Annotated in this window: 7 protein-coding genes; all 7 read left to right on the top strand. The window is 66.5% G+C overall.

All coding sequences use genetic code 11. The features are described from left to right. The first annotated feature begins 90 nt into the window (after positions 1 to 90). A complete protein-coding gene (locus tag D7I37_RS23005; RefSeq protein WP_129544437.1) occupies positions 91 to 1,665 on the top strand; it encodes an ABC transporter substrate-binding protein in 1,575 nt (524 codons plus the stop codon). 52 nt (positions 1,666 to 1,717) lie between these two features. Further along, positions 1,718 to 2,998 carry a nitrate regulatory protein gene (locus tag D7I37_RS23000; RefSeq protein WP_061794647.1) on the top strand — a complete coding sequence of 427 codons (1,281 nt, stop codon included), beginning with the start codon at positions 1,718 to 1,720 and terminating at the stop codon, positions 2,996 to 2,998. 270 nt (positions 2,999 to 3,268) lie between these two features. Next, a complete protein-coding gene (locus tag D7I37_RS22995) occupies positions 3,269 to 4,540 on the top strand; it encodes a CmpA/NrtA family ABC transporter substrate-binding protein (RefSeq protein ID WP_061794769.1) in 1,272 nt (423 codons plus the stop codon). Then, positions 4,537 to 5,415, top strand: a complete 879-nt coding sequence (gene ntrB / locus D7I37_RS22990; RefSeq protein ID WP_129544436.1) for a nitrate ABC transporter permease — start codon at positions 4,537 to 4,539, stop codon at positions 5,413 to 5,415. Before D7I37_RS22995 ends, ntrB begins: the two co-directional genes overlap by 4 nt. Before the next feature lie 9 nt (positions 5,416 to 5,424). Beyond that, entirely contained in the window at positions 5,425 to 6,213 is a 789-nt protein-coding gene (locus D7I37_RS22985) for an ABC transporter ATP-binding protein (RefSeq protein ID WP_061794645.1), read from the top strand. A 2-nt stretch (positions 6,214 to 6,215) separates the two neighbouring features. Next, positions 6,216 to 10,346: a nitrite reductase large subunit NirB gene (gene nirB / locus D7I37_RS22980; protein ID WP_095097957.1), complete on the top strand. Its 4,131-nt coding sequence runs from the start codon at positions 6,216 to 6,218 to the stop codon at positions 10,344 to 10,346. After that, the gene (locus D7I37_RS22975) at positions 10,343 to 12,994 is read left to right on the top strand and encodes a nitrate reductase (protein ID WP_129544435.1); all 2,652 of its coding nucleotides are present in this window, start codon (positions 10,343 to 10,345) and stop codon (positions 12,992 to 12,994) included. Before nirB ends, D7I37_RS22975 begins: the two co-directional genes overlap by 4 nt. Positions 12,995 to 13,000: the final 6 nt, after the last annotated feature.

Genomic DNA, 13,000 nt, shown 5'->3' with positions numbered 1-13,000 from the left:
AAATAAAGCAATTTATAGTGGTTCTTCTGCTAACGCTCGCCTCATACACTCGAAAAATAGCGCAACCGCGTGATTCTGGAGAGTGCATCGATGAAAAGGCTAATCCCAACCCTGCTGTGCAGCCTGCTGGCGGCCAGCCTCGGCGCGCAGGCCGCTACGCCAAAGGATACGCTGGTGGTGGCCGGCTCGCTGGAAGGCATTATCAGCCTCGATCCGGCCGAAAGCTTCGAAACCGTCAGCTCGGCCAACCTGGTCAACCTGTATCAGCGCCTGTTGGCGCCGGATCGCGCTGCGCCGCAAACGCTGGCGCCGGATGCGGCCGGCAGCTGGCAGGCGGGGGCGGACGGCCACAGCCTGATTTTCACCCTGAAAGCTGACCAGCGCTTTGCCTCCGGCAATCCGCTGCGCCCCGAAGACGTCATTTTCTCGCTGGCGCGCGCGGTGAAGCTGAACAAGGCGCCGTCGTTCATCCTCGGCGAGTTTGGCTGGACGCCGGCCAACGTGGAAAGCCAGCTGAAAAAACTGGGGGACAACCAGCTGCAGCTAAGCTGGCCGGCGAATATCGGCAGCGAACTGGCGCTGCGGCTGCTGACCGCGCCGGTGGCCTCGATCGTCGATGAAAAGTTGCTGAGCGAGCATGCGCAGCAAGGCGACTACGGCAACGGCTGGCTGCGCAACCATTCCGCCGGCAGCGGCCCCTACCGCGTCAGCAACTATGTGCCGCACGAGGCGCTGTTGCTCAGCCGCAACGATCGCGCACAGCCGCGGGCGAAGCTGAAGACGGTGCTGCTGAAGAACGTCAGCGACGCCGGCACCCGCAGGTTGCTGCTGCTGAAAGGCGATGCCGACGTGGCCTACGATCTGGGCGCCGATCAGTTCGAATCGCTGCGCAAGGCGCGGGGCGTGCGCATCGAGCAACAGGACTCGCCCAAGGTGTATTATCTCGGCTTCAATACCGGCAGCAAGCAGAACCCGGCGCTGGGCAAGCCGGCGCTATGGCAGGCGGCGCGTTGGCTGGTGGACTATCAGGCGATCGCCGATCGGCTGCTGAAGGGGCAATACCGGGTGCATCAGGCCTTCTTGCCGCAGGGGCTGGACGGCGCCATCGCCGATCAACCCTTTAAGCTTGATGTGGCAAAGGCCAAACGGATCCTGCATGACGCCGGCATTGCCGAAGGCACCCGCCTCGATCTGATCGTCATCAACCAGCCGCCGTACACCGATATCGCGCAGGCGCTGCAGGCCAGCTTCGCCAAAGCCGGGCTGCAGCTGGATATTCATCCGGTGGTGGAAAGCGACCTGTGGGGCAGGATGCGCAGCCGGGATTTCCAGGCGATCTTCACCTACTGGGGCGCCGACTACCTGGACCCCAACACCAACGCCAGCGCCTTCGCCTACAACGTGCCGAACGGGCCGAAAACCCTGGCCTGGCGCACCCAATGGACGATACCGGCGATCAGCGCCGAAACCCGCGCGGCGGCGGCGGAGGGCGACGCCGCCAAACGCAGCGCGCGCTATGGCGTGCTGCAGCGTGAACTGCAGGCCAGCTCGCCTTATGTGGTGGCGCTGCAGGGGCAAACGCTGGTGGCGCTGCGCGACAACGTCAGGGACGCCAGGGTGGATATCGCCAACAGCATGCTGTATCTGGACAAGGTGAGTAAATAAGGCACGGCACGGCTTTTGCAGGATCCGTTCATTTACCGCAACGGGGATCCTCATGAGCCGCACTAGCGCCTTTCCGCCGAGCGCCGGCGATTTTTTGCTGGCGTCCAAACGCTGTGAAATTACCGTACTGCAACAGCTGCTGCAGATGGGGCAACTGGTCGGCCGGGTGAGCCAACTGATCCATGTGCTGCAGCGCGAACGCGGCAGCGTCAATATCTACCTGTGTTCGCAGGGCGCGATGTTCGGCGAGCGGCTGGCCGGCCGGGCGCAGGAGGTGGAACAGGCGGAGCTGGCGGTGCAGCGTCTGTTGGCGCAGCTCGACGCCGCCAGTACGCCGCTGGCCGGCGCCAGTCGGTTGTTCAATCGCATCGCCTGCGCGCTGCACCATCTCACCGCGCTGCCGGCGCTGCGCCCGCAGGTGCGGCAGCGGCAGGTTTCACAGCCGGCGGCGATGAGCACCTTCAACAACATCATTCACAGCCTGCTGGCGCTGGTGTTCGAGGCGGCGGATGCCTGCGTTGAGCCGGCGATGGCGCGGGCGCTGATCGCCATGTTCAGCTTTATGCAAGGCAAGGAGCTGGCCGGGCAAGAGCGGGCGATCGGCGCGGCGGGGTTTGCGTCGATGCGCTTCAGCGAACAGGACCAGCAGCGGCTGCTGGCGTTGATCGAGGGGCAAGAGCGTTGTTTCGACACCTTTCGCGACTTTGCCGACGCCGCGACGCTGGCGCAGTGGGCGCGGATGCAGCGGCAGGACCCGCGCGAGTTCGAACGGCTGCGGCGTATCGCCTGCACCCAGCGGCAGCTGAGCGATCCGCTCGACACCAGCCTGCGTTGGTTCGACATCACCAGCGCGCGCATTGACCTGATGAAACAGATTGAAGATCGGCTGGAGGAGGCGCTGATGGCCGGCTGTCGCCGCAGCCTGGATGAAGCGCAGCGCGCGCTGGCGCAGGATCACGCCGCCTGGGCGCCGCCGCCGGCGCAGGACAGCTACGCGGTATTCGTCGCCGCCCCTGCGGGCGATGCCGCCCCGCTGCTGGGGGAAGGCATCAATCCGTACCTCGGGCGTTCGATGATGGAGATGATCCGCCAGCAGTCGCAGCGGCTGCAAGCGCTGTCGGCGGAGCTGGCCAGCGCGCACGCCACCCTGCACGAGCGTAAACAGGTTGAACGGGCCAAAGGGCTGCTGATGCAGCACCGCGGCCTGACGGAACAACAGGCGCATGGCCTGCTGCGCAAGATGGCGATGAACCAGAACCGGCGCTTGATCGACATCGCCGAGGCGATGCTGGCGGTGGCCGATATTTTGCCGCAGGCGGAAGATACTCCCTAAGGAGTATATGCACACACCCAGTGCAGTTTCTGCCTTGCGGTTGTGCAAGCGGGGCCGGCAGATGGCGGGCCGCCGCGCGCAACCGCGGGAAAATACGCCGCCGACAGAGTTGGCATGCAAGCTGCATTAATACAGGCGTGACCCGGCCAATGGCGGTCGGTCGCTAGCATGATTCGGATAAAGGCGTCCTTTCAGCATGTTCACCCCAACGGTGGAATGTGCTGATGGGACGCCTTTTTTTATTTTTACGCCTGACTGAAGGACTTGCTGATGACGCACACCAAACACCCTGAGCTGAGGCTGTCGCGCCGCCGTTTTTTAGCCGGCGGCGCGGCGTTGGGCGGCAGCCTGCTGTTGCCGGGCCTGATGAATGCCGCCTGGGCCGCGGGTTCCGATGCGCCGGAGAAGAAAGAGATCCGCGTGGGGTTTATCCCCCTGACCGACTGCGCGTCGGTGGTGATGGCGGCGGTGAAAAAGTTTGATGAGAAATACGGCATCAAAATCATTCCCAGCAAGGAGGCCAGCTGGGCCGCGGTGCGCGACAAGCTGCTGTCCGGCGAATTGGACGCGGCGCACGTGCTGTACGGCATGGTCTACGGTCTGCAACTGGGCGTCGCCGGGCCGCGGCACGACATGGCGGTGTTGATGACGCTCAACAACAACGGCCAGGCGATCACGCTTTCCAACCAGTTCAAACAGGCCGGCGTCACCGACGGCGCCAGCCTGAAAAAGCACATCGACGCCAGCGCCAAGGGCACCTACACCTTCGCCCAGACCTTTCCGACCGGCACCCACGCCATGTGGCTGTATTACTGGCTGGCCAACGCCGGCATCCATCCGTTCGACGACGTGCGCAACGTCGTGGTGCCGCCGCCGCAGATGGTGATGAACATGAAGATCGGCAACATGAGCGGTTTCTGCGTCGGCGAACCGTGGAACCAGCGCGCCATTGCCGAAAATATCGGCTTTACCGCCGCCACCACGCAGGATATTTGGCCCGATCATCCGGAGAAGGTGTTGGGCACCACCGGCGATTGGGTGAAAGCCAACCCCAACGGCGCGCGCGCGTTGACCGCCGCGGTGCTGGAGGCGGCGCGCTGGATCGACGCGTCGGACGCCAACCGGCGGGAGACCGCGCAGGTGGTGGCGGGGCGCGCCTATATCAACACCAAACCGGAGACCATTACCGGCCGCATGCTCGGCCAGTACCAGAACGGCCTGGGCAAATCCTGGCAGGACGCGCACGCGATGCGTTTCTTCCACGACGGCGAAGTGAGCTACCCCTACCTGTCCGACGGCATGTGGTTCCTGACCCAGCATCGCCGCTGGGGCCTGCTGGAGGCCGAGCCGGACTATCTGGCGGTGGCGCGCAGCATCAACCGCACCGATATCTACCAGCAGGCGGCCAGCGCGGTGGGCGGGGTAAACCTGCCCGGCGGCGATATGCGCGCCAGCACCCTGCTGGACGGCAAGCGCTGGGACGGCAGCAACCCGGCGGAGTACGCCAGGAGTTTCACTCTAATGCGCGGAGCCAAATCATGAAAAATCTCGCTGAACGTCTCGACCTGTCTGCGCCGGCCACCGCCGAAGTGGTGCCGCTGAAGGCGCCGCCCAAGCCGGGGCGCAAGCCGCGCTGGCGCCCGCTGTTGCAGCGCGGCTTTCGCCGCACGGTGCCCGCCGTTCTCGGCCTGGTGCTGGTTCTGGCCGTCTGGCAAATCGCCGCGCTCAACAGCCAGGGGGTTCCGACGCCGCTGGCGACCTGGCGGGCGGCGCTGACGCTGTTCGCCGACCCGTTCTATTCCGCCGGGCCGAACGACCAGGGCATCGGCTGGAACGTGCTGGCCTCGCTGCAGCGCGTCGCCACCGGCTTCGGCCTGGCCGCGCTGGTCGGCATCCCGGCCGGCTTTCTGCTGGGGCGTTTCGCCTTTCTGGCGCAGATGCTGAACCCGATCATCTCGCTGCTGCGGCCGGTCAGCCCGCTGGCCTGGCTGCCGATTGGCCTGCTGCTGTTCCAGCGTGCCGAGCCGGCCTCCACCTGGACCATTTTCATCTGCTCTATCTGGCCGATGATCCTCAACACCGCGGAAGGCGTCGCGCGCATCCCGCAGGATTACCTCAACGTGGCGCGGGTGCTGAAGCTGTCCGAGTGGACGGTGATGCGCAAAATCCTGTTCCCGGCGGTGCTGCCTTACGTGCTGACCGGCGTGCGGCTGTCGATCGGCATCGCCTGGCTGGTGATCGTGGCGGCGGAAATGCTCACCGGCGGCGTCGGCATCGGCTTCTGGATCTGGAATGAGTGGAACAACCTCAACGTGGAAAACATCATCATCGCCATCCTGGTGATCGGCGTGGTCGGGCTGCTGCTCGAACAGGGGCTGATGCTGTTGGCAAAACGCTTTAGCTATCAGAGTCATTAAGGAGTCGCCATGAAACCGATCATTCAGGTCCAAAACGTCAGCCAGCGCTTCGCCACCCCGCAGGGCGAGTTCGTCGCGCTGGACCGCGTGAGCTTCGATATTCAGGCCGGAGAAACCGTCAGCCTGATCGGCCACTCCGGCTGCGGTAAATCCACGCTGTTGAATCTGATCGCCGGCCTGACCCCGCCGAGCGACGGCGTGCTGCTGTGCGATAACCAGCAGATCGCCGGGCCGGGGCCGGAGCGCGGCGTGGTGTTCCAGAACCATTCGCTGCTGCCGTGGCTGACCACCTACGAGAACGTGGCGCTGGCGGTGCATCAGGTGTTCCGCCGGCAGATGAACCGCGCGGAAATGCGCGACTGGATTGAGCACAACCTGGCGCTGGTGCACATGAGCCACGCGCTGCACAAACGGCCGCACGAGATCTCCGGCGGCATGAAGCAGCGCGTCGGCATCGCCCGGGCGCTGGCGATGAAACCCAAGGTGCTGCTGATGGATGAACCGTTCGGCGCGCTGGACGCGCTGACCCGCGCCCACCTGCAGGATGCGGTGATGGCGATCCAGCAACGGCTGCACACCACCATCGTGCTGATTACCCACGATGTGGATGAAGCGGTGCTGCTGTCCGATCGGGTGATGATGATGACCAACGGCCCGGCGGCCACGGTGGGGGAAATTCTGCGGGTCGAGCTGCCGCGGCCGCGTTCCAGAGTGGCGTTGGCGGACGACGCCGACTACCACCACTACCGCCGGCAGGTGCTGAAGTTCCTGTACGAAAAACATGCGAAGGCGGCCTGAGCATGACGCGCCAGCGACTGGTGGTGATCGGCAACGGCATGGCCGGCATGCGGCTGGTGGAGACGCTCTGCCGGCTGGCGCCGCAGCGCTACGCCATTACGGTGATCGGCGAAGAGCCGCGCGGCAACTACAACCGCATTCTGCTGTCGCCGGTGCTGGCGGGGGAGAAGGCATTCAGCGAGACGGTGCTGCACGATGCCGGCTGGTATCTGCGGCATGGCGTGCGGCTGCTGGCGGGGGAGCCGGCGTTGGCGCTGGACCGGCGCAAAAAGCGGGTGACTACCGCCCGACGGCGACTGGGCTATGACCTGCTGGTGCTGGCGACCGGCTCGCGGCCGCTGATGCCGCCGCTGCCGGGCTGCGAATTGGCGGGCGTGCACGGGTTTCGCACCCTCGACGACGTCGAGGCGATGCTCAGCCGCTGCGCCGCGGGGCGACCGGCGCTGGTGCTGGGCGGCGGCGTGCTGGGCATTGAGGCGGCGGCAGCGCTGGCGCGGCGCGGCATGCGCGTCAGCCTGGTTCACCGCGGCGCGCACCTGATGGAGCGCCAGCTGGACGCCGTCGCCGGCCGGATGCTGCAGCGCAACCTGCAGCAGCGCGGCATTGTTTGCCGGCTGGGCTGCGAAGTCAGCCGGTTTCTCGGGCAGGGGGCGCTGAGCGGCGTCAGCCTGAGCGACGGCGATGAACTGCCGTGCGATCTGGCGGTGATTGCCATCGGGGTGCGGCCGGAGATCGGCCTGGCGCAGGCCGCCGGCCTGGAATGCGCGCGCGGCGTGCGCATCGACGACAGGATGCGCACCGCCGATCCGGCCATCTTCGCCTTGGGGGAGTGCGCGCAGTTTGGCGACGCCGTCCCGGGGCTGGTGGCGCCCTGCTGGCAGCAGGCGGCGTTGCTGGCGCGGCAGCTGGCCGGCGAGCCGGCGGAGGCTTACGCCCCGGCGCCGCAGCCGCTGCGGCTGAAGGTCAGCGGCATTGAGATGTTCAGCGCCGGCGAGGTCATGGCGGATGCGCGCAGTGAAATTCACAGCGCGGAGGATCCGCTGGCGCAGCACTATCGCCGGTTATTGATGCGCGACGGCGTGCTGTGCGGGGCGTTGCTCTACGGCGACGCCCAGGACGGCCCCCTTTATCTGCAGCAGCTCGGTCAGCCGGTGAATCACCCCGCCGAGCTGCTGTTTGGCAGCAGCGAACCCGCGGCGCCGCAGGCGTCCGGCGAGAGGATAACTGAGATGAACAAACCCGTTTTGGTGGTTGCCGGTCACGGCATGGTAGGGCAGCACTTCCTGGAGCAACTGGTGGCGCGCGAGCTGCACCTGCAGTTTCACATCCTGGTGTTCTGCGAGGAATCGGTAGCGGCCTACGATCGCGTGCATCTGTCGGAGTTTTTCTCCGGCCGAAGCGCGGATTCGCTGGCGATGGCGGAAGAGGGCTTCTTCGAACGTTACGGCATAGAACTGCGTTTGGGGCAGTCGGTATGCGCCATCGATCGCCGGCGGCGCTGCGTAATCGACGCCGCAGGGCGCGAGACGGCCTATGATCGCCTGGTGCTGGCCACCGGCTCCTATCCGTTTGTGCCGCCGATCCCGGGCAACGATCGCCCCGGCTGCCTGGTTTACCGCACGCTGGACGATCTGGCGGCGATCGCCGAATGCGCGCAGAGCGCCGGCGTCGGGGTGGTGGTCGGCGGCGGCCTGCTGGGGCTGGAAGCCGCCAATGCGTTGCGCCAGCTGGGGTTGAAAACCCACGTGGTGGAGTTCGCTCCACGGCTGATGGGCGTGCAGCTGGATGACGGTGGCGCGGCGATGCTGCGCAGAAAAATCGAGGCGCTGGGCGTCAGCGTGCATACCGGCAAGCAGACGCAGGCCATCGGCGACGGTTTGTTACGGCGTCACAGCATGAATTTCGCCGATGGAGAAAGCCTGGAGGCGGATCTTATCCTGTTTTCCGCCGGCATTCGCCCGCGTGACCAGCTGGCGCGAGAGGCCGGCCTCGAGGTCGGGCCGCGCGGCGGCATCGTGATAGACAGCCAGTGCCGCACCGAGGACGAGGCCATCTACGCCATCGGCGAGTGCGCATTATGGAACGGCCAGATTTTCGGGCTGGTGGCGCCGGGCTACCAGATGGCGCGCACCCTGGCGGATCGGTTGGCCGGGCGGGAAAGCGTATTCTGCGGCGCGGACATGAGCACCAAGCTGAAGTTGCTGGGCGTTGAGGTGGCGTCGATCGGCGACGCGCACGGGCATACCGCCGGCAGCCAGAGCTACAGCTGGGTCGACGGCCCGGCGGAGGTGTACAAGAAGCTGGTGGTCGACGCCGCCGGCCAGCGGTTGCTGGGCGCGGTGCTGGTGGGCGACAGCGGCGAGTACGGCGACCTGCTGCAGATGATGCTGAACGATTTGCCGCTGCCCGCCAGCCCGGAAAGCCTGATCCTGCCGGCTTCGGCCGGCGCGGCGCCCAAAGCGCTGGGCGTGTCGGCGCTGCCGGCGAGCGCGCAGATCTGCTCTTGCCATAACGTCAGCAAGGGCGACATCAGCTGCGCGGTGGAACAGGGCTGCGGCGATTTGGCGGCGGTGAAAAGCTGCACCAAAGCCGGCACCGGCTGCGGCGGCTGCGCGGCGTTGGTAAAACAGGTCATGGAACACGCGCTGCAGCAGCGCGGCGTGACGGTGAAAAAGGACGTTTGCGAACACTTTGCCTACTCGCGCCAGGCGCTGTATCACCTGGTGCGCGTCGGCGATATTCGCACCTTCGACGACCTGCTGGCGCGCCACGGTCAGGGGCGGGGCTGCGAGGTTTGCAAACCGCTGATCGGTTCCATTCTGGCGTCCTGCTGGAACGAATATCTGCTGAAACCGCAGCATTTGCCGCTGCAGGACACCAACGACCGTTTCTTCGCCAATATTCAAAAGGACGGCACCTATTCGGTGGTGCCGCGGGTGCCCGCCGGCGAGATCACGCCGGAAGGCCTGATCGCCATCGGGCAAATCGCCCAGCGTTATCGGCTGTACACCAAAATCACCGGCGGCCAGCGGGTCGACATGTTCGGCGCCAGGCTGGAGCAGCTGCCGGACATCTGGCGGCAGCTGGTGGCGGCCGGGTTCGAGACCGGCCACGCCTACGGCAAGTCGCTGCGTACGGTGAAGTCCTGCGTCGGCTCCAGCTGGTGCCGCTACGGCGTGCAGGACTCGACCGCGCTGGCGATCGCGCTGGAGAACCGCTACAAGGGGCTGCGCTCGCCGCACAAGCTCAAAATGGCGGTGTCCGGTTGCACCCGCGAGTGCGCCGAGGCGCAGAGCAAGGACGTCGGGGTGATCGCCACCGACAAGGGCTGGAACCTGTATCTGTGCGGCAACGGCGGCATGAAGCCGCGCCATGCCGACCTGTTCGCCAGCGATCTCGATACCGCCACGCTGATCCGCACCATCGACCGCTTTCTGATGTTCTACATTCGCACCGCCGACCGTCTGCAGCGCACCAGCAGCTGGATGGATAATCTGGAAGGCGGGCTGGACTACCTGCGCCAGGTGGTGCTGGAAGACAGCCTGGGCATCGCCGCCGAACTGGAAAAGGAGATGCAGTCGGTGGTCGCCAGCTACCAGTGCGAGTGGCAAACCACGCTCGCCAGCCCGGATCGGCTGAAGCTGTTCCGCGGCTTCGTCAACAGCGAGCAGCCGGATGAAGCGATCGCCTGGCTGCCGGAGCGCGGCCAGCATCGGCCCGCCGGCCTGCGGGCGGAGGCCATCCCGGTTATCAGCCAGGAAGCGCAGTGGCAAGAGGTGTGCTTACTGGCCGATATTCCCGCCAACGCCGGCGTCGCCGCGCGCCTGGGGCAGCAGCAGATTGCGCTGTTTCATCTGCCTGAGCACGGGGTTTACGCGCTGGCCAACCGCGAGCCAGACAGCGACGCCAACGTGCTGGCGCGCGGGCTGGTGGGCGACGTGGCGGGCGAACCCGTGGTGATATCCCCCCTGTACAAACAGCGTTTTCGCCTGCGCGACGGCGTCTGCGTGGACAGCGGCGAACCGGGCGTCACCGCCTGGCCGGTGCGGGTGGAATCCGGCCGGGTGTGGGTGTGCAGCCAACCGCTGGCGGTTCAGCCCGGGCTGCGGCAAACCAGCGGAGCCTCATCATGAGCGCCGGCCATTGCACTACCTGTCCCTACTGCGGCGTCGGCTGTGGGGTGACCCTCGAGCGGCGGGCCGACGGCGCGCTGGCGGTCAGCGGCGACGCGCAGCATCCGGCCAATCAGGGGCGACTGTGCGTCAAGGGCAGCGCGCTGGGGGAAACGCTGGATCTGGCGGGGCGCTTGCTGCATCCGCAGATCGACGGCCGACGCGCCGGCTGGGACGAGGCGCTGGAGCAGGTGGCGCAGCGCTTTGGCCAGGTTATCGAACAACACGGGCCGCAGGCGGTGGCGTTTTACGCCTCCGGCCAACTGCTGACCGAGGATTACTACGTGGCCAACAAGCTGATGAAGGGCTTCATCGGCGCGGCCAATATCGACACCAACTCCCGGCTGTGCATGGCGTCGGCGGTGGTGGGCTACAAGCGGGCGTTCGGCGGCGATGCGGTGCCGTGCAGCTATCAGGACATCGAACTGGCGGACCTGGTGATCCTGACCGGTTCGAACACCGCCTGGGCGCATCCGGTGGTGTATCAGCGGCTGGTGAAAGCGCGCCAGCAGCGGCCGCAGATGCGGGTGGTAGTGATCGACCCGCGCGAAACGGCGACCTGCGACATCGCCGACCTGCATCTGGCGCTGCGTCCCGGCAGCGACGCGGCGCTGTTCAATGGCGCGCTGCATTGGCTGGCGCGGCATGACGGCCTGGATCGGCGGTTTTTGCGCCGGCACGCCGAGGGCGTGGAGGCGACGCTGGCGAGCGCGGCGCAATGGCCGCCGGAGCGGGTGGCGGAGTTTTGTCGGCTGCCGATGGCGGCAGTGACGGCCTTTTTCGACCTGTTGAGCGAGGCGGACAACTGGCTGACGCTGTACTCGATGGGCATCAACCAGTCTTCCAGCGGCGCGGATAAATGCAATGCGATCATCAATCTGCATCTGGCGGGCGGCCGTATCGGCAAGGCCGGCTGCGGCCCGTTTTCGATCACCGGCCAACCCAACGCCATGGGCGGCCGCGAGGTCGGCGGGCTGGCCAACCAGCTGGCGGCGCACATGGGATTCAGCGCATCGGATACCGATCGGGTGCGGCGCTTCTGGCAGGCGCCGCATATCGCCCGTCAGCCGGGGCTGAACGCGGTCGAGCTGTTTCAGGCGATAGCTTCCGGCCAGGTCAAGGCGGTGTGGATCATGGGCACCAACCCGGCGGTGTCGCTGCCGGACGCCGATGCGGTAAGGCAGGCGCTGAAGCGCTGCCCGCTGGTGGTGGTGTCGGAGGTGATGGCCGCTACCGACACCGCGGAGCTGGCGCATATTCGCCTGCCGGCGCTGGCCTGGGGAGAGAAAGAGGGCAGCGTGACCAATTCCGAGCGTTGCATTTCGCGCCAGAGGGCGTTTTTGCCGGCGCCGGGCGAGGCGCGGGCCGACTGGTGGATCCTCAGCCAGGTGGCGCAGCGCATGGGGCACGGCGCCGCCTTCGCCTATCGCCATCCGGCGGAGATTTTCGCCGAGCATGCGGCGCTGTCGGGGTTTGAAAATCAGGGAACGCGCGCCTTCGACATCAGCGGGCTGGCGACGCTGACGCCGGCGCAGTGGTACCGCATGGCGCCGGTGCAGTGGCCGGTCAATGCGCAACATCCGGCGGGCTGTCGCCGCCTGTTTGCCGACGGCCGTTTCTTTCATGCCGACGGCAAGGCGCGGCTGTTGCCGATCGCGCCGCAGCTGCCGAAAAATGCGCCGTCGGCCGCCTATCCGCTGGTGCTCAACACCGGGCGCATTCGCGACCAATGGCATACCATGACCCGCACCGGCAAGGCGGCGCGGCTGATGCGCCATCTGAGCGAGCCCTTCTGCGAAATACATCCGCAGGATGCCGCACCGTTGGGCATCGACCATCGGTGCCTGGTACGGCTCGACACCCCCCATGGCTGGATGCTGGCGTGCGCGCAGATCAATCCGGGGCAACAGCGCGGCAGCCTGTTCGCGCCGATGCACTGGAATGGCCAGTTCACCGCCCAGGGGCGGGTCGACAGTCTGATCCCGCCGGTGGTGGATCCCGATTCCGGGCAGCCGGAAAGCAAGCACGCGCCGGTTCGGGTCAGCCGCTGGCGCACGGCCTGGCAGGCGGAAATATTTCTGCGCGCCGAAGCCCCTGCGCCGGCGGGCATTTACTGGAGCCGGGTCACGCAGGAGGGGGCAACGCATTACATCATGGCGGGCGCGTCGCCGGTCGACGACTGGCGCCGCTGGCTGCTGCGGCATTTCCCGGCGGACGAACTGACGCTGCAGACCGCGCAGCTGGCGCAGCACGGCTTCCACGCGATCGGCTGGCTGCAGGGGCGGGTGGCGCTGGCATTTTATGTCGGGCGAGGCGCGCCGGAGCTGGAAAGATCGTCGATTTTGCAGGCGTTTGAACAACCGCCCGCGCCCGGGGCGCAGCGGCTGGCGCTGCTGGCGGGGCGCGGAGCCGCGGATCGGCCGGCGGCCGGGGCGACGATTTGCAGCTGCTTCGGCGTGGGGGAAAAGCGCATCATCGCGGCGATCGCCGAAGGCTGCCACAGCGCCGCGGCCCTGGGCGAACGTCTGCAGTGCGGCACCAACTGCGGCTCCTGCTTGCCGGAGCTGAAAAAACTGATTCAACAGCACGCATCTCGCCGGGTGGCGTAACGGAGA

The sequence above is a fragment of the Serratia sp. 1D1416 genome (assembly GCF_003641105.1).
Lineage (GTDB): Bacteria > Pseudomonadota > Gammaproteobacteria > Enterobacterales > Enterobacteriaceae > Serratia > Serratia ficaria.
Note: the sequence above shows the minus strand (reverse complement) of the source record. Positions and strands in the feature narration are given on the sequence as shown.